Raw genomic sequence first — 16,323 nt, forward strand, 5'->3', positions numbered from 1 at the left:
TCAGGAGTTCAGTGACATGTTTTCACGACGCAATTTCTTCCGCGGCGCAGGCGCCTTGACCGCTGCTGTATCGGCCAGTGCCGTCAGCCGCGTAGCGATGGCCGCCTTGCCGGAACCGGTGCTGCAGACCAAGTCGGACACCATGCCGCCCTTGGTCCCGAACACGGGGCGACCGTACAACCCCGTGGTCACGCTCAACGGCTGGACGCTGCCCTGGCGCATGAACCAGGGCGTCAAGGAGTTCCACCTGGTGGCCGAACCCGTGGTGCGCGAGCTCGCACCGGGCATGAAGGCGCACCTGTGGGGCTACAACGGCCAGTCGCCGGGACCGACCATCGAGGTTGTCGAGGGTGACCGCGTGCGGGTCTTCGTCACCAACCGCCTGCCCGAGCACACCAGCATCCACTGGCACGGCCAGCGCCTGCCCAACGGCATGGACGGCGTGTCGGGCCTGACGCAGAAGTCCATCCAGCCTGGCAAGACCTATGTCTACGAGTTCGTCGCGCGCCGGCCCGGCACCTTCATGTACCACCCGCATGCCGACGAGATGACGCAGATGGCCATGGGCATGATGGGCTTCTGGGTCACTCATCCCAAGGTCAAGAACCCGCTGATCGACGAGGTGGACCGCGACTTCTGCTTCCTGTTGAACGCCTTCGACATCGATCCCGGCGCCGCGACGCCCAAGATCATGACGATGACGGACTTCAACCTCTGGTGCTGGAACAGCCGCGTCTTTCCGGGCATCGACACCTTGAACGTGCGCAAGAACGACAAGGTGCGCATCCGCATCGGCAACCTGACGATGACCAACCACCCGATCCACGTGCATGGCCATGAGTTCACGGTCACGGGCACCGATGGCGGTCCGACGCCCAAGGCCGGCCGTTGGCCGGAGGTGACGACCGATGTGGCCGTCGGCCAGATGCGGCAGATCGAGTTCCTTGCCGATGAGGAAGGCGACTGGGCCTTCCACTGTCACAAGAGTCACCACACGATGAACGCGATGGGGCACAACGTGCCCACGATGATCGGCGTCGACCACCGCCAGGTGGCCAAGCAGATCACCAAGCTCGTGCCCGACTACATGGTGATGGGCGAGCGCGGCATGGCCGACATGGGCGAGATGACGATGCCCCTGCCCGACAACACGCTGCCGATGATGACCGGCGAAGGTCCTTTTGGCGGCGTCGAGATGGGTGGCATGTTCTCGATCCTAAAGGTTCGCAAGGACCAGAAGCGCGGCGACTACAGCGACCCGGGCTGGTACCAGCATCCCAAGGGCGAGGTCGCGTTCGAGTGGACCGGCCCGCTGCCGGAGCCGGCCCGCTTTGCCGCCGAGGGCGGCCAGTCCATGCCGCGCAAGACACCGGCACCGCCTGCCGAGGTGACCGTCCGCAAGCCTAGCGGCCATTCCGGCCATTGAGCTTCTCACTCCATTGAATCAACCCTGTCGTCTATCGACGGCACTCCTGAGGACTCATCCATGAAATTCACATCCCACCGTACGCTCTCAGCGCTGGTCTTCGCGTTCGCCTCGACCTCCGTGCTGGCAAGCGGCAATCACCCGGGCGGTCACGGCCACGACAGTGATGCCATCGGCAAGCCGGGCGTCGCGGCCAAGGCCTCGCGCACCGTACAGATCGACATGACCGACGCCATGCGGTTCACGCCTTCGAGCGTCGAGGTCAAGCAGGGCGAGACCGTGCGCTTCGTCGTGAAGAACTCGGGCCAGGTCAAGCACGAGATGGTGCTGGGCACCGAGAAGGAGCTCAAGGAGCACTATGAGCTCATGAAGAAAAACCCCGAGATGGAGCATGCCGACGAGAACATGGTCACTGTCGCGCCGGGCAAGTCGGGCGAGATCGTGTGGCAGTTCACCAAGGCCGGCAAGATCGACTTTGCCTGCCTTCAGCCCGGCCATTACGACGCCGGCATGAAGGGGGCGGTCAAGGTCTCGGCGAAGGGCGCAGCGCCCAAGGCGGACGGCCATGCAGACCACAAGCACTGAGGGCCGGCCCGAGTTGGTGCGCCGCCATCTGCTGGCAGGTGGCGCCTTGCTGGCGCTGGCCGCAGCTGCCGGCGCCCGGAGTTCGCCGCCGACCGACCGGGCCACCCGGGTTCAGGTCTGGAAAGGTCCGAGCTGCGGTTGCTGCAAGGACTGGATCAAACATCTGGAGGTCAATGGCTTCCAGGTGTCGGTCAGTGATGCGGGCAATACCGACGCTCGCAGGCAACTCGGCATAGCCATCAAGTACGGCTCGTGCCACACGGCCTTGGTTGGCGGCTATGCCGTCGAGGGCCATGTGCCGGCCCGCGAGATCTGGCGCCTATTGCGTGAACGACCTGAAGCGCTTGGACTGGCCGTGCCTGCGATGCCGATTGGATCGCCGGGCATGGACGGGCCGGAATATGGCCAGCGCAAGGATCCCTACGACGTGTTGCTGCTGAACAAGGATGGCAGCGCACGCACTTTTCAAACCTACCGTTGAAGGAGAAACGACCCATGAACGCAATCAAGACCCTGACCCTGGCCTCCCTGATCGTCGCCGGCGCAAGCCTCGCTGGCACCGCCGCAGCCCAGGCCATGGACCACAGCAAGATGCACGGCACGGCCGCGTCTGCATCCGCCGCAGAGATGACTGAGGGCGAGATCAAGAAGATCGACAAGGACAACAAGAAGCTCACCATCAAGCACGGCGACATCAGGAACCTGGACATGCCTGGCATGACGATGGTGTTCCAGGTCAAGGACCCGGCCATGGTCGACCAGGTCAAGGTGGGAGACAAGGTCCGCTTTGTGGTCGAGAAGACCGCCTCGGGCTTTGTCGTGACAGAGCTGGCGCGAGCCGGCAAGTAAGCAAATCGCGGTGCATTCGCTCGGCCCTCGTGGCCGAGCAAGCGCCGCCCACAAGAGGAGACCAGGATGAAAACCAAGTACACCGCGCTCGTCGGCACGATCGTGGCGATGCTGTTCGCCTCGGGGGCAGCGAGGGCTGAACTCGTTCCCATTGACTGGGACGGCTCGGGGCACTTCGAGAAGGCGATGACCGTGGCGCCCGGGAAATTCGCAGAAATCTGCGGCAAGCTGAACAAGGGCCAGGTGATTGCCTGGTCGTTCAAGTCGAGTCAGCCGATGAATTTCAACATCCACTATCACGAGGGCAAGACCGCGGTGTTCCCGATCAAGCTCGACGCGACAGCGGTGGCGGAAGACAAGCTGGTTGTCCCCGTGGATCAGGGCTACTGCTGGATGTGGTCGAACAAGACCGACAAGCCCGTCGACTTGAGCCTTATGCTCCAAAGGTGAAGCATCTGGAGCACCGAACATGCCGATCAACTTGACCCCGGAGCAGCGCAGGCTGGCGCTCATGGTGCATGTCGCCACGTCGGTCGGCTTGATCGGTGCCGTCGCCTGCTTCCTGGCACTGGCCTGTGTCGGTCTTCAGACGCTCGAGCCACTGCTACTGCGTGGCTGCTATGTCGCGATGGATCTGCTCGCGCGCCTTGTAATCGTGCCACTGGCCCTGGCCGCATTGCTGACTGGCGCGCTCCTGTCATGGGGCACTCACTGGGGCTTCTTCCGGCATTACTGGGTCATCGCAAAGCTGCTGCTTACAGCGTTCGCAACAGCTGTGCTGCTGGCCAAGATGCCGCTCATCGCAACGGCGGCGGCGCTGGCCCGCGAGCCAATCCTGCCCATCGCTGCGCTGCGAGAAGCCGGCATGCAACTCGCCTTCCATGCGGGCAGCGGCCTGTTGGTCCTGCTCCTGCCCACCGCACTCTCGATCTACAAGCCGCGAGGCATGACCGAGCGCGGCCGACGGACCCAGGGCAGTGCCTTGGGGCGCGCTACAGCCGACGCCAGAGACGCTGAGCCGACGCGTCAAGCGATCACCATCACCCTGCGTCGCAGCCAGGTGATCGGACTTGCTGGCGCGATCTTCATCCTGCACCTTGTCGTCTTGCACCTGCTGGGCATGGGCCACTTCGGGCACTGACCCGCATGCAGGCCGTCTGTCGCGAGGGCATCGGGCGATGCCAATGGCTCTCTTATGGAGCGCGGCACCTGGCAGAAGCGTTGGCATCCGGCCGACCCGAGGCGAGCGGCAGGCTTGTTGATTTGCCTCAAGGCAGCTGGACGGCTGTCGGCGCATCCTTCTTCAGCCCCTTCTGGAGACCAAGATGCTCAAGCTTGCTGCCATTGCGACCTCCCTTTTCTTTGCCGCTGGAGCCGCGTCGGCACAGGCAAAAGAGCAAGACCATCAGGCCCACCATCCAGATGGCGCGGCCTCCTCGGCTCTGAAGGCGCCTGCCAAGGCGGCCACGCCGGCACCCGCGAAGAATGCCGACATGGCCGCCAAGATGAAGGCCATGCAGGACATGCACCAGAAGATGATGAATGCCAAGACGCCTGAAGAGCGTCAGGTGCTGATGGCCGAGCACATGAAGTCCATGCAGGCCGGCATGGGAGTGATGAAGCAGATGTCCGCCGATCCGAAGGCCCGCATGGAGGCCATGGAGCAGCGCATGGACATGATGCAGATGATGATGGACCGGATGCCGGCAAGCCCGGCCCCCACGGGCAAGTAGGCAACCGGAGCTCGCCATGGAACACGACCATCAACACGCGCCGTTCTGGCGCTCCCGCTTTGGCATCGGATGGATCGTCCTCGCCGGCGTCGCGGGATGGTTCCTCTGGGAAGAGCACCGCGCGCACCTGCTCGGCTTCCTCCCCTACGTCATTCTGCTGGCCTGCCCGCTGATGCATGTTTTCATGCACCACGGCCACCATCACGGCGGTGGCCATCATCAGCACGGCAATGATCGCGACGACGAAAGGAGGCAGCCATGACGCACGATGTGCCCGCCTATGGACTCTGGTCCCTGGTCATCCTGAATTCGGCCGTCTTCCTGATGTTCGCGTTCAGCTTCTTCAAGCCGCAGACGGCGCGCGACTGGCGCAGCTTCAGCGCCTTCGCTGCCTTCATCGTCGCGCTGTTCGTCGAGATGTACGGCTTCCCGCTGACGATCTACCTGCTGTCGGGCTGGCTGCAGACGCGCTACCCCGGCCTGGACCTGCTGTCGCACAACAGCGGCCACCTCTGGGCTACGCTGCTCGGCGAGAAGGGCGATCCGCACTTCGGCCCGCTGCACATTGCCAGCTACATCCTCCTGGGCGGTGGCTTCTGGCTGCTGTCCAGTGCCTGGCATGTGCTGTATCACGCGCAGCGCCGCCACAGCCTGGCGACCGTCGGCCCCTATGCACGGATCCGCCATCCGCAGTACGTGGCCTTCGTGCTGATACTGCTGGGCTTCCTGGCGCAATGGCCGACGCTGCTGACGCTGGCCATGTTCCCGATCCTGCTCGTGATGTACGGCCGCTTGGCCATCACCGAGGAGCGGGAAATGGAGCAGCAGTTCGGAGACGCCTATCGGCGCTACGCCGCCCGCACGCCACGCTTCATTCCGGCGCGGCGCGGGGCCTCTGCGGCCGCCTGAGCCCCCGGTGCCACTGGCCCAGGCAGCCGGACTGCGGACATGCAGATGCTGCGCGGCGTTGTCGAATCCCGCCTGCTGCGCTCCTTGCTCGGCAGGGCGGACAGCCGCATGTTTCCCACCGTGGTTGGTGGCATTGCTGCGCTTGCGACCTTGTCGATGACGGTGCCGTTTGCAAGCCTGCTGATGGCCGCGGTGCTGATGGTGCCGCGACGCTGGCTCGCCGTGGCGATCAGTTCCAGCCTCGGCGCCGCATTGGGCGCCGGGCTGCTCTACCTGGCCTTCCATCACCTGGGCTGGGCGCTGCTGTTCGAGCGCTATCCCGATGTGCTTCGCTCGTCGGCCTGGCACGACGCGACGCGCTGGCTCGGGGCCTATGGCGTGCCGGCCCTGTTCGTCATCGCGGTGACGCCGCTCCCGCTGACTCCGGCCTTGATGTTCGCCGGCATCACCCGCCTGCCGGTCGTCGAGGTGATGCTCGCGCTGTGGCTGGGCAAGCTCCTGAAATACCTGGCCTATGCCTGGATGACATCATGCTTCCCGGAGCGGGCACTGCGTACCGGATGGCGGCATGTCGAGGCCCTGCGCGCCATGCTTGCGCGTGGCGCGGGCGCGCAGTCCGACAAGCCGTTCTCAACCGGCCGGACTCACTGATTCTTGTGCACCTTTGCGTGGTCATGCAGCGGTTTGGCCTTGGCCTTGACCAGAGCAGAAGCCGCCGACGCAGCAGCAGGCGCGCAGGGCGCGTTCGCTGCGCTGGGCAAGCCGCGCTCGGCCCCATGGTCGTGCCGCTTCATCTTGGCGCATTCCGTCGGTGCCGATGCTGCGGGTGCGACCGATGCCGCCCGGTCCTGCGCCATGGCTGCGGTGCAGCCCAGAGCGAGGGCGGTCAGTGATACAAGAACTGCCAAATTGCGCATGTCGCTACTCCTGGAAGTTGTGGGTGATACGGGTCGAAGGCCGACTTGATGCTCAGCTTAGGCAGGCACCGGATGAACAGCGTTGATACGGATCAAGGGGGCGCGAAGAGCTGCTGGGCCAACGGCCATCTGACCCGGATACTGGGCGATGGGTCGGATGCCCGGCTACGACAGGCTTGACCTTGCCATCGTGGCAAGGTCGAGACTGAAGCTCTCGATCCACCCGTCGGCGGACGCGCCACCACAGGGAACCCCATGAAGAACGAGCACCAGCACCCAGGGCCGGCCAGTCCGGTGATCTACACCTGCCCCATGCATCCGGAGATCCGGCAGGATCACGCGGGCCAATGCCCGATCTGTGGCATGCACCTGGTGCCTGTCGACGCGGCTGCGCCACCCAGTCATGCGAGCCATCAGCATCACCACCATCATCCGGCTGATGCCGTGGCGCCGGCCAAGGATGCTGCGGCTCCAGCGTCGGCAGCTCGAGCCGCTACCGCGATCTACACCTGCCCCATGCACCCGGAGATCCGGCAGGACCATCCCGGCAATTGTCCGAAATGCGGCATGACGCTGGAGCCGCTGCTGCCCGAGTTGGAAGAAGAGGAGAACCCCGAGCTTGCCGACTTCCAGCGGCGCTTCTGGTGGACGCTGCCGCTGACCCTGGTCGTCACCCTGCTGGCCATGGTTGGCCATCGCCTGCAGTGGTTCGAGATGGCGACCCAGAGCTGGATCGAACTGGCGCTGACGCTGCCGATCGCCTTGTGGGCGGGCTGGCCCTTCTTCCAGCGGGGCTGGCAGTCCGTGCTCAACCGAAGCCCGAACATGTGGACGCTGATAGCGCTGGGCACGGGTGCCGCCTTCATCTACAGCGTCGTCGCGACGGTGATGCCCCAGGCCTTTCCGGCCTCCTTCCAGGCCATGGGTCGGGTGGCGGTGTACTTCGAGGCCGCGGCGGTCATCATCTCGCTGACGCTGCTGGGCCAGATCCTCGAATTGAAGGCGCGTTCGCAGACCTCGGCGGCCATCAAGTCGCTGCTGGGCCTGGCGCCCAAGACGGCCAGGCGCATCGACGAGCAGGGCGTGGAAAGCGACATTCCGCTGTCCCATGTGCATGTGGGCGATCTGCTGCGGGTTCGTCCAGGTGAGAAGGTGCCGGTGGACGGCGTCGTCGTCGAAGGCCGCAGTGCGGTGGACGAGGCCATGCTGACCGGCGAACCGGTGCCCGTCGTCAAGTCGCCGGGCGACAAGCTGATCGGCGCGACGATGAACACGAATGGTGCACTCGTGATGCGCTCCGAGCGTGTGGGATCGGCGACCATGCTGGCGCAGATCGTGCAGATGGTGGCCCAGGCGCAGCGCTCGCGGGCGCCGATGCAGCGCATGGCCGACCAGGTGGCGGGCTACTTTGTCGTCGCCGTCGTGGGTATCGCAGCGCTGACCTTGCTGGCTTGGGGCTTGCTCGGTCCCGAGCCCAGCTGGGTCTACGGCCTGGTCAATGCGGTGGCGGTTCTCATCATTGCGTGCCCCTGCGCGCTGGGTCTGGCCACGCCGATGTCCATCATGGTGGCGACCGGGCGTGGCGCCACCAGCGGCGTGCTGTTCCGCGATGCGTCAGCCATCGAGAACCTGCGCAAGGTCGATGCGCTCATCATCGACAAGACCGGCACGCTGACCGAGGGCCGGCCGGTCTTCGATAGTCTGGTCCCGGCGCCCGGCGTCGACGAGGCCGAACTGCTGCGCCTGGCGGCCAGTCTGGATCAGGGCAGCGAGCATCCGCTGGCCGAAGCCATCGTCAAGGCGGCGCGCGAGCGCGGCTTGGTGCCGACCAAGCCCGAGGCCTTCGAGTCCGGCACCGGCATCGGCGTTCGTGGCGTTGTCGAAGGGCGAAAGCTCGCCTTGGGCAACACGGCTCTGATGGAGCAACTGGGCATCGCCGTCGACGTGCTCCTGCCGCAGGCGGAGGCACTCAGGGCCGAAGGGGCCAGCGTGATGCACCTGGCGGCCGACGGGCAACTGCTCGGGCTGCTGGCCGTTTGCGATCCGGTCAAGGCCAGCACGCCGGAGGCACTGGCTGCGCTGCGAGCTGCGGGGCTGCGCATCGTCATGGCGACTGGCGACGGGCTGACGACAGCCAAGGCGGTCGGTGCACGGCTGGGCATCAATGAAGTGCATGGCGAGGTGAAGCCGGCCGACAAGCTGGCCCTGGTGTCGCGCCTGCAGGCCGAGGGCCGCATCGTTGCCATGGCCGGCGACGGCATCAACGATGCGCCGGCCCTGGCCAAGGCCGACGTCGGCGTCGCCATGGGCACGGGCACCGACGTGGCCATGAACAGCGCCCAGGTCACGCTGGTGAAGGGTGATCTGCGCGGCATTTCGACGGCGCGTGCCTTGTCCGAGGCGACGGTCGCGAACATGAAACAGAACCTGATGTTCGCCTTCGTCTACAACGCCCTGGGCATCCCCATCGCCGCTGGCCTGCTGTACCCCATCACCGGTTGGCTGCTGTCGCCAATGATTGCGGCGCTGGCAATGAGCCTCAGCTCGGCGTCGGTCATCACCAATGCGCTTCGCCTGCGCCGGGGCTAGGTGGCGTGAACTACGGCGCGCATTACCAGGCAGAAGCGGTGCTGGCAGCTCCGACCGATGCCGTGTTTGCCTTTCTCGATGACCCCATGAGGCTGGTCGGCCACATGTCCAGGCGCTCACTGATGATGGGCGGTGGCAGGATGAGCATCGAACTCGATGCAGCGGGCGGCCGGTCGCCGGGCAGTCTGATGCGCCTGCGAGGACGGTTCCTGGGCCTGGCATTGACCGCTGAAGAGCGGGTGATCGAGCGGCAGGTGCCCAAGCGCAAAACCTGGCAGACGGTAGGCACGCCGAGGCTGATTCTGCTGACCGCGTACCGAATGGGTTTCGATCTGCGTCCCAGAAACACGTGTACACGTGCCAGGATCTCGATCGACTACTCGCTGCCGGAATCCGGCGCGATGGCGTGGCTGGCGCGCTGGCTTGGACCGGCCTATGCCCGCTGGTGCGTCGACCGCATGATCGGCGATGCGGCAGCACGCTTCGGAACACGGGCAGATGTCGAACTCCCCCACATCGCGTGATGCTTGGCATAGCTGCCGTTGACTGATTACCTTGCCTACATGGAGCTTGAACGATGGAAAAGCCGCACCACAAATTCTCCGAGCTGTTCAAGCAGCTGGGTCTGCCGACGAGTGAGGCCGGGATCGCCGAATTTCTGCAGACGCATGCGCCCTTGGCTCCGCACATCGCTCTGGCCGAGGCTCCGTTCTGGACCGCAGCGCAGTCCAGCATGCTGAAGGAAGAACTGCTGGACGACGCGGATTGGGCCGAAGTCATCGATCAGCTGAACCTGGCCTTGCGTCAGACCTGGGCGATCCGCTAGGCTTTTGCGTGCGCATTGACTTGAAGCAAGTCTGCTGCAAGGTCCGCGCGTATCCTTGAAACCATGCTGCTTACCAAACGCCTGCGCCGCTGGATCTCGTCCGGCGTCCTGCTGGCCCTGCTGTTCATGCAGCTGGCCACGGCGGCGTACGCCTGTCCGCAGTTGGTGAAGGAGTTGCAGCAGTCGGCCATGGCCATGGCGATGCCGGGCTGCGAAGCCATGTCCTCCCAGATGGATCAGCAGCAGCCTCAGCTCTGCAAGGCCCATTGCGTCAAGGATGCCCAGAGCATGGGGGCGGCCACCGCACCCGACCTGCAGCCAAACCCTGCAGCGCTGACCTTGATGCTCGGCTTCGTCGAGCCTGTAGAGCCGACTCTGCCTGCACTGCAGGTGTCCAGGCCAGCAGGCGCACAGGCTCAGCCGCCGGGCGCGCCGCCGCTTTACCTTTCACTGCTGATCCTCAGGAATTGAGCTGAGCGAATGGCCGCCGCGCATGGGCGCGGCGGCCTTCGTTTCAGTCTTGATTTCGAGGATCACCATGCATACCCTTTCTTCTGGCCGCGGGCATCCACGCCCGGGACTCACGGGCCTCGCCCGCGGGCTGCTGTGCCTGCTTGCGGGCGCCAGCCTTGCCGGCCCGGCCTCCGCCCTAAGCTACACCGAAGCGCTCGCCATTGCCGAGCGCCAGCATCCCGCCTTGCGCGCCCAGCAGGCCAATGTCGACAGCGCGTCGGCCTTGCAAGGCGCCGCGGGATCGCTGCCGGATCCGCGACTGTCGGTGGGCGTCGAGAACTTGCCGACCAGCGGCATGGACCGCTGGAGCCTGAGCCGCGACTTCATGACCATGCAGCGCATCGCGCTGATGCAGGAGGTCCCCAACAGCGCCAAGCGTGCTGCCCAGGCAGAGACAGCCCAGGCCCGCATCGAGCGGGAGCGGGCCATGCTTGTCGTGCAACGCCTGCAGGTTCGGCAGGCCCTGGGAACGGCCTGGGTTGGCGTCCAGGCCGTTGAGCAGCGACGGGCTGTCTTGCAAGACCTGGTCACGGAAAACCAGCGACTGCAGCAGACCTTGCCCGCCCGCATTGCCGGCGGGACGGCCGGTGCGGCTGACCTGCTGATGGCACGCCAGGAAGCGCTGGGCCTGGCCGACCGGCTGGACGAGCTGCAACGCGATGCGGACAAGGCCCGGGCTGCACTGCGGCGACTGATAGGCCCGCAGGCCGAAGAGGCGCTGGAAGGCGACGCGCCGCTGCCGCTGCTATCGGCCGACGAGCTGCGTGCGCGCTTGCACTCGCATGCCGAGCTGGCGCCGTACCCCGCGATGCAGGCGATGGCTCGCGGCGAGTTGCGCGAGGCCCAGGCGGAGTCTCGCGGCGACTGGTCCTGGGAAGTCGCCTACAGCCGTCGCGGGCGGCAATGGGGCGACATGGTCTCGTTCCAGCTCAGCTTCGACCTGCCGTGGCAGAAGGACCGACGCCAGCAGCCGGGCATTGCGGCCAAGCAGCGCGAGGCCGAGCGCGTGGCTCTGGAGCGAGAAGAGGTCGAGCGACGGCATCGTCAGGAGCTCGAGGATGAGCTGGCGGAGCAGCAGTCGCTCGCACGCCAGATCGCTCGCTTGGAATCGGACGGCCTGCTGCTCGCACGAGAGCGGCTTGCCTTGGCCATGAGCAGCTACGAGTCTGGCAAGTCGGACCTGGGAAGCGTGCTCGCCGCGCGTGCGCAGCTGCTGGAGTTGCGCCTGCGCCGGATCGACCTGCAGTCGCAGCAGTCGCTGCTGCGGGTGCGCCTGAATTCGCTGTCGGAGGAGTGAACAATGAACAGCAAGACATTGACCCTGGCGCTGAGCCTGTTGGCTCTTGGCGTCGGAATGGGATGGTCTGTCGCGCGCTGGACGCCGGCACCGGCGACGCAGCCACAGGCCGCAGCGGCCACGGAACGCAAAGTGCTGTACTGGTACGACCCCATGACACCCGGGCAGAAATTCGACAAGCCGGGCAAGTCACCCTACATGGACATGCAGCTACAGCCCAGGTACGCCGACGAGGCCGATGCCGCCGGCGCGGCCATCAGCGTGGCTCCAAGGACTGTGCAGTCCTTGGGCGTGCGCACCGCCAAGGTGGAAAGACGCGATCTCGTCCTGCATGTGGAGGCCCTGGGCACGCTGCAGTTGAATGAGCGCGAGGTCAGCATCGTCCAGGCGCGCAGCGGCGGCTTTGTCGAGAAAGTCTATGCCCGTGCACCTGGCGATGTCATCGCCGCCGGAGCCCCCTTGGTCGACCTCCTGCTGCCCGAGTGGGTCGCCGCCCAGCGCGAATACCTGGCGGTTCGGGCGCTGGGCGATGCCGCGCTGAGCGCGGCGTCGCGCCAGCGCCTGCTGCTGCTTGGCATGCCCGAGACGGTGGTGGCCGAGGTGGAGCGCAGCGGCCAGGCGCAGGGCCGGCACACCGTCGTGGCGCCGCTAGGCGGCCTGATCGCGGAGCTGATGGTCCGGCAAGGCATGACGGTGTCCCCGGGCATGAGCCTGGCTCGGCTCAACGGCCTGGCCACCATGTGGTTCGATGTCGCAGTGCCTGAGGCACAGGCTGGCGCCGTGGCACCCGGCCAGGTGGCCGAGCTGCGACTGGCTGCCTTTGGCGCTGAAGTCTTCAAGGCGCGCGTGGCCGCCGTGCTGCCCGAGGCTAGCGGCGAGACACGGACGCTGAAAGTGAGGCTTGAGCTGCCCAATCGGGGGCTGCGCCTGAAGGCCGGCATGTCGGGCCAGGCCAGCCTGCAGGGGCCCAGGCAATCGGAGTTGCTGGTGCCCAGCGAGTCGGTGATCCGCACCGGCCGTCGTGCCGTGGCCTATGTGGTCGAGTCGCCGGGACGGTTCCGTCCGGTCGAAGTGCAGTTGGGCCGGGAGGTGGACGATGTGCTGGTCGTCACCAGCGGCCTGGAAGCCGGGCAGGAGATCGTGGCCTCGGCACAGTTCCTGATCGATTCCGAGGCCAGCCTGCGAGGTGTCGTGCCACCATCGACGCAGGCCTCGTCCATACCGCGAGAACATGACGGACACGCGGCGACCTACAACGCCAAGGGCCGCATCACGGAGATCGGGCGAGGCGAGTTAACGCTGTCGCATGAGGCCATTCCTGACTTGCGCTGGCCGGCTATGACGATGGGATTCAAGCTGGCCAACCCCGGCCTGTTGCCCGAACTGAAGGTGGGGCAAACCGTCCGATTCAGCTTTACCAAGCAGGGAGATGACTACCTGATCGTGGCCGTCGAACCGGTTGCTGTCGGTGCTGCGTCGGGAGCGCGGCCATGATTGCGCGCCTGATCCGCTGGTCCGTCGCGAACCGCTTCCTGGTCCTTCTTGCCACCGTGATGCTGCTGGCCGGCGGGCTCTGGGCCGTGCGCAGCACGCCGATCGATGCCTTGCCGGACTTGTCGGACGTGCAGGTCATCATCCGCACCAGCTATCCCGGCCAGGCCCCGCAGATCGTCGAGAACCAGGTCACCTATCCGCTGGCCACGACCATGCAGTCCGTGCCTGGCGCCAAGACGGTACGCGGCTTCTCCTTCTTCGGGGACTCCTTCATCTACGTGCTGTTCGAGGACGGTACCGACCTGTACTGGGCGCGCTCGCGGGTGCTGGAGTACCTGAACCAGGTGCAGGGGCGCCTGCCGGCCAGCGCCAAATCGGCGCTGGGCCCGGATGCCACCGGCGTGGGCTGGATCTTCCAGTACGCGCTGGTGGATCGAAGCGGCAAGACCGACCTGGCCCAGCTGCGTTCGCTGCAGGACTGGTTCCTGAAGTTCGAGCTGAAGAGCCTGCCCAACGTGGCGGAGGTGGCCAGTGTCGGCGGCATGGTCAAGCAGTACCAAGTGGTGCTGGATCCGACCCGGCTGGCGTCTCTCGGTGTGACCCAGACCCAGGTGCGCGACGCGCTGATGGCCGCGAACCAGGAGGCTGGCGGCTCGGTATTGGAGCTCGCCGGCGCCGAGTACATGGTGCGCGCCAGCGGCTACCTGAAGACGCTGGCCGATTTCCGTGCCGTGCCGGTGGTGGTGCGCGCCGGCGTTCCGGTGCGGCTGGGCGACCTGGCGACGGTCCAGGTCGGCCCCGAGATGCGACGCGGCATCGCCGAGCTGGACGGCGAGGGCGAGGTGGCCGGCGGTGTCGTCATCCTGCGCTCGGGCAAGAACGCCCAGGAAACCATCGCTGCGGTGAAGAAACGCCTGGGCGAATTGCAGGCCAGCCTGCCCAAGGGCGTCGAGATCGTCACCGCCTACGACCGCAGCGCGCTGATCGAGCGGGCCGTCGACAACCTCACCCACAAGCTGGGCGAGGAGTTCATCGTCGTGGCCCTGGTCTGCGTGGTCTTCCTCTGGCACCTGCGCTCGGCCTTGGTTGCCATCATCTCGCTGCCGCTGGGTGTGCTGGCGGCCTTCGTCGTGATGCGCTACCAGGGCATCAACGCGAACATGATGTCGCTGGGTGGCATTGCGATCGCGATCGGCGCGATGGTCGACGCCGCAGTCGTCATGATCGAGAACGCGCACAAGAAGCTGGAGCACTGGCAGCATGCCAACCCCGGAAAGGACCTCGTGGGCGCCGAGCGCTGGCAGGTCATCACCGAGGCGGCCGAGGAGGTCGGGCCGGCGCTGTTCTTCTCGCTGCTGGTCATCACGCTGTCCTTCATCCCGGTGTTCACGCTGGAGGCGCAGGAGGGGCGGCTGTTCGGTCCGCTGGCCTTCACCAAGACCTACGCCATGGCGGCGGCGGCCGGGCTGTCGATCACGCTGATCCCGGTGCTGATGGGCTACTGGATACGCGGACGCATCCCCGACGAGCAGAAGAACCCGCTCACCCGCGCGCTGATCGCCGTCTACCGGCCTGCGCTCGAATGGGTGCTGCGCTGGCCCAAGGCCACGCTCGGCATCGCCGTAGTGGTGCTGGCGACGACGGCCTGGCCCTTGATGCACCTCGGCGGCGAGTTCCTGCCCAATATCGACGAAGGCGACCTGCTCTACATGCCCACGGCCTTGCCGGGCCTGTCGGCCCAGCGCGCCTCTGAATTGCTGCAGCTCAGCAACCGGATGATCCGCACCGTGCCCGAGGTCGAGCGCGTGTTCGGAAAGGCCGGCCGCGCCGAGACCGCCACCGATCCGGCACCGCTGGAGATGTTCGAGACGACCGTCAAGCTGAAGCCACGCGAGCAGTGGCGCGCCGGCATGACGCCGGAAAAGCTGGTCGAGGAACTGGACCGCGCGGTGAAAATCCCCGGCCTGGCCAACATCTGGATCCCGCCGATCCGCAATCGCGTGGACATGCTGGCCACCGGCATCAAGAGCCCCATCGGCGTCAAGGTGACCGGAGCCGACCTACCGGCGATCGACCGCATGGCCACGGCCATCGAGCAGGTGGCCAAGACGGTGCCTGGTGTGTCGTCGGCTCTGGCCGAGCGGCTGACCGGCGGGCGCTATGTCGACGTGCGCATCGACCGAGTGGCCGCGGGGCGCTACGGTCTCAACGTGGCTGATGTGCAGGCTATCGTGGCTGGCGCCATCGGTGGCGAGAACATTGGCGAGACGGTGGAGGGCCTGGCGCGCTATCCCATCAGCTTGCGCTACCCGCGCGAATGGCGGGATTCTCCGGAGCGGCTGACCCAGCTACCCATCCTCACCCCGATGGGGCAGCGGATCACGCTGGGCACCGTGGCCGAAGTGGTCCTGACCATGGGCCCGCCGATGCTGAAGAGCGAGAACGCGCGGCCCTCGGGCTGGGTCTACGTCGACGTGCGCGGCCGGGACATGGCGGCCGTGGCCCATGATCTGCGCGCGGCGGTCGCGAAGTCGGTCCGACTGGAGCCCGGGGCCAGCGTCGCCTACTCGGGGCAGTTCGAATACCTGGAGCGCGCCAACGCCCGGTTGAAGGTGGTCGTGCCGGCCACGCTGCTCATCATCTTCGTGCTGCTGTACCTCACGTTCAAGCGCCTGGACGAGGCCGTGCTCATCATGGCGACCTTGCCGTTCGCGCTGACCGGCGGCATCTGGTTCCTCTACCTGATGGGGATGAATCTGTCGATCGCGACCGGCGTCGGCTTCATCGCGCTGGCCGGCGTATCGGCGGAGTTCGGCGTGGTGATGCTGATCTACCTGCGACACGCGCTGGAGGCGCGGCTTGCTCCGGGCGAGTTGTTGAGCAAGGACGTGCTGTTGGATGCCATCCGTGAAGGGGCTGTGCTGCGAGTACGACCCAAGGCCATGACCGTGGCCGTGATCCTGGCGGGCCTGGTGCCCATCGTCTGGGGCAGCGGCACGGGCATCGAGGTGATGAGCCGGATCGCCGCGCCGATGCTGGGCGGGATGGTCAGTGCGCCGCTGCTGTCGCTGTTCTTGATTCCGGCGGCGTTCTTGCTGAGACGGGCCAGGCGCGAGGCCAAGTCGGATTCTTGACGAAGGTTTGTTCCGGAGGGGGCATTGCTGGCCTTCGTGCTTGACGAGATC

The 16,323-nt window shown here is 66.1% G+C and carries 18 protein-coding genes; 17 read left to right on the plus strand and 1 reads right to left on the minus strand.

Annotated features, from left to right (window positions below):
• Positions 1-16: 16 nt before the first annotated feature.
• From J7U46_RS19380 to J7U46_RS19425, 10 genes are all read left to right on the plus strand, one after another.
• Entirely contained in the window at positions 17-1,426 is a 1,410-nt protein-coding gene (locus J7U46_RS19380; protein WP_282828821.1) for a copper oxidase, read from the plus strand.
• Between the two features lie 60 nt (positions 1,427-1,486).
• Positions 1,487-2,011 (plus strand): cupredoxin family protein, encoded by a 525-nt coding sequence (locus J7U46_RS19385; protein ID WP_282828823.1) that lies wholly within the window; start codon positions 1,487-1,489, stop codon positions 2,009-2,011.
• A complete protein-coding gene (locus J7U46_RS19390) occupies positions 1,992-2,492 on the plus strand; it encodes a DUF411 domain-containing protein (protein WP_282828825.1) in 501 nt (166 codons plus the stop codon). The genes J7U46_RS19385 and J7U46_RS19390 overlap by 20 nt, the downstream gene beginning before the upstream one ends.
• Before the next feature lie 14 nt (positions 2,493-2,506).
• Complete coding sequence (locus J7U46_RS19395) at positions 2,507-2,860, plus strand: copper-binding protein (RefSeq protein ID WP_282828827.1); 354 nt, start codon at positions 2,507-2,509, stop codon at positions 2,858-2,860.
• Positions 2,861-2,926: 66 nt separating this feature from the next.
• Positions 2,927-3,310 carry a hypothetical protein gene (locus tag J7U46_RS19400; RefSeq protein ID WP_282828829.1) on the plus strand — a complete coding sequence of 128 codons (384 nt, stop codon included), beginning with the start codon at positions 2,927-2,929 and terminating at the stop codon, positions 3,308-3,310.
• Positions 3,311-3,329: 19 nt separating this feature from the next.
• Complete coding sequence (locus J7U46_RS19405; protein ID WP_282828831.1) at positions 3,330-4,001, plus strand: hypothetical protein; 672 nt, start codon at positions 3,330-3,332, stop codon at positions 3,999-4,001.
• Positions 4,002-4,185: 184 nt separating this feature from the next.
• Positions 4,186-4,593: a hypothetical protein gene (locus J7U46_RS19410; protein WP_282828833.1), complete on the plus strand. Its 408-nt coding sequence runs from the start codon at positions 4,186-4,188 to the stop codon at positions 4,591-4,593.
• 16 nt (positions 4,594-4,609) lie between these two features.
• Positions 4,610-4,855: a DUF2933 domain-containing protein gene (locus J7U46_RS19415; protein WP_282828835.1), complete on the plus strand. Its 246-nt coding sequence runs from the start codon at positions 4,610-4,612 to the stop codon at positions 4,853-4,855.
• Positions 4,852-5,502 carry an isoprenylcysteine carboxylmethyltransferase family protein gene (locus J7U46_RS19420; protein WP_282828837.1) on the plus strand — a complete coding sequence of 217 codons (651 nt, stop codon included), beginning with the start codon at positions 4,852-4,854 and terminating at the stop codon, positions 5,500-5,502. The genes J7U46_RS19415 and J7U46_RS19420 overlap by 4 nt, the downstream gene beginning before the upstream one ends.
• A gap of 39 nt (positions 5,503-5,541) precedes the next feature.
• The gene (locus tag J7U46_RS19425) at positions 5,542-6,153 is read left to right on the plus strand and encodes a VTT domain-containing protein (protein WP_282828839.1); all 612 of its coding nucleotides are present in this window, start codon (positions 5,542-5,544) and stop codon (positions 6,151-6,153) included.
• On the opposite strand, the gene J7U46_RS19430 is transcribed toward J7U46_RS19425, so the two are convergent.
• Complete coding sequence (locus J7U46_RS19430; protein ID WP_282828841.1) at positions 6,147-6,419, minus strand: hypothetical protein; 273 nt, start codon at positions 6,417-6,419, stop codon at positions 6,147-6,149. The two genes, J7U46_RS19425 and J7U46_RS19430, sit on opposite strands and share 7 nt — an antisense overlap.
• Positions 6,420-6,674: 255 nt before the next feature.
• On the opposite strand from J7U46_RS19430, the gene J7U46_RS19435 reads away from it, so the two are divergent.
• From J7U46_RS19435 to J7U46_RS19465, 7 genes are all read left to right on the plus strand, one after another.
• Positions 6,675-9,008, plus strand: a complete 2,334-nt coding sequence (locus J7U46_RS19435; protein WP_282828843.1) for a copper-translocating P-type ATPase — start codon at positions 6,675-6,677, stop codon at positions 9,006-9,008.
• A 5-nt stretch (positions 9,009-9,013) separates the two neighbouring features.
• Entirely contained in the window at positions 9,014-9,532 is a 519-nt protein-coding gene (locus J7U46_RS19440) for an SRPBCC family protein (RefSeq protein WP_282828845.1), read from the plus strand.
• Between the two features lie 53 nt (positions 9,533-9,585).
• Positions 9,586-9,834 carry a DUF2789 domain-containing protein gene (locus J7U46_RS19445; RefSeq protein ID WP_282828846.1) on the plus strand — a complete coding sequence of 83 codons (249 nt, stop codon included), beginning with the start codon at positions 9,586-9,588 and terminating at the stop codon, positions 9,832-9,834.
• A gap of 63 nt (positions 9,835-9,897) precedes the next feature.
• Positions 9,898-10,305, plus strand: coding sequence for a hypothetical protein (locus J7U46_RS19450; protein WP_282828848.1), 408 nt, complete (start codon positions 9,898-9,900; stop codon positions 10,303-10,305).
• 67 nt (positions 10,306-10,372) lie between these two features.
• Entirely contained in the window at positions 10,373-11,644 is a 1,272-nt protein-coding gene (locus J7U46_RS19455) for a TolC family protein (protein ID WP_282828849.1), read from the plus strand.
• Positions 11,645-11,647: 3 nt separating this feature from the next.
• Positions 11,648-13,138, plus strand: coding sequence for an efflux RND transporter periplasmic adaptor subunit (locus tag J7U46_RS19460; protein WP_282828850.1), 1,491 nt, complete (start codon positions 11,648-11,650; stop codon positions 13,136-13,138).
• Positions 13,135-16,272 carry an efflux RND transporter permease subunit gene (locus J7U46_RS19465; RefSeq protein WP_282828851.1) on the plus strand — a complete coding sequence of 1,046 codons (3,138 nt, stop codon included), beginning with the start codon at positions 13,135-13,137 and terminating at the stop codon, positions 16,270-16,272. The genes J7U46_RS19460 and J7U46_RS19465 overlap by 4 nt, the downstream gene beginning before the upstream one ends.
• Positions 16,273-16,323: the final 51 nt, after the last annotated feature.

The sequence above is a fragment of the Pelomonas sp. V22 genome, assembly GCF_030014915.1.
GTDB lineage: Bacteria > Pseudomonadota > Gammaproteobacteria > Burkholderiales > Burkholderiaceae_C > JAUASW01.

Coding starts and splice junctions, on each gene's coding strand:
- J7U46_RS19450 (WP_282828848.1), top strand. CDS start 9,898: ATGCTGCTTACCAAACGCCTGCGCCGCTGGATCTCGTCCGGCGTCCTG.
- J7U46_RS19460 (WP_282828850.1), top strand. CDS start 11,648: ATGAACAGCAAGACATTGACCCTGGCGCTGAGCCTGTTGGCTCTTGGC.
- J7U46_RS19465 (WP_282828851.1), top strand. CDS start 13,135: ATGATTGCGCGCCTGATCCGCTGGTCCGTCGCGAACCGCTTCCTGGTC.
- J7U46_RS19410 (WP_282828833.1), top strand. CDS start 4,186: ATGCTCAAGCTTGCTGCCATTGCGACCTCCCTTTTCTTTGCCGCTGGA.
- J7U46_RS19455 (WP_282828849.1), top strand. CDS start 10,373: ATGCATACCCTTTCTTCTGGCCGCGGGCATCCACGCCCGGGACTCACG.
- J7U46_RS19430 (WP_282828841.1), bottom strand. CDS start 6,419: ATGCGCAATTTGGCAGTTCTTGTATCACTGACCGCCCTCGCTCTGGGC.
- J7U46_RS19405 (WP_282828831.1), top strand. CDS start 3,330: ATGCCGATCAACTTGACCCCGGAGCAGCGCAGGCTGGCGCTCATGGTG.
- J7U46_RS19395 (WP_282828827.1), top strand. CDS start 2,507: ATGAACGCAATCAAGACCCTGACCCTGGCCTCCCTGATCGTCGCCGGC.
- J7U46_RS19415 (WP_282828835.1), top strand. CDS start 4,610: ATGGAACACGACCATCAACACGCGCCGTTCTGGCGCTCCCGCTTTGGC.
- J7U46_RS19445 (WP_282828846.1), top strand. CDS start 9,586: ATGGAAAAGCCGCACCACAAATTCTCCGAGCTGTTCAAGCAGCTGGGT.
- J7U46_RS19385 (WP_282828823.1), top strand. CDS start 1,487: ATGAAATTCACATCCCACCGTACGCTCTCAGCGCTGGTCTTCGCGTTC.
- J7U46_RS19400 (WP_282828829.1), top strand. CDS start 2,927: ATGAAAACCAAGTACACCGCGCTCGTCGGCACGATCGTGGCGATGCTG.
- J7U46_RS19390 (WP_282828825.1), top strand. CDS start 1,992: ATGCAGACCACAAGCACTGAGGGCCGGCCCGAGTTGGTGCGCCGCCAT.
- J7U46_RS19380 (WP_282828821.1), top strand. CDS start 17: ATGTTTTCACGACGCAATTTCTTCCGCGGCGCAGGCGCCTTGACCGCT.
- J7U46_RS19425 (WP_282828839.1), top strand. CDS start 5,542: ATGCAGATGCTGCGCGGCGTTGTCGAATCCCGCCTGCTGCGCTCCTTG.
- J7U46_RS19420 (WP_282828837.1), top strand. CDS start 4,852: ATGACGCACGATGTGCCCGCCTATGGACTCTGGTCCCTGGTCATCCTG.
- J7U46_RS19435 (WP_282828843.1), top strand. CDS start 6,675: ATGAAGAACGAGCACCAGCACCCAGGGCCGGCCAGTCCGGTGATCTAC.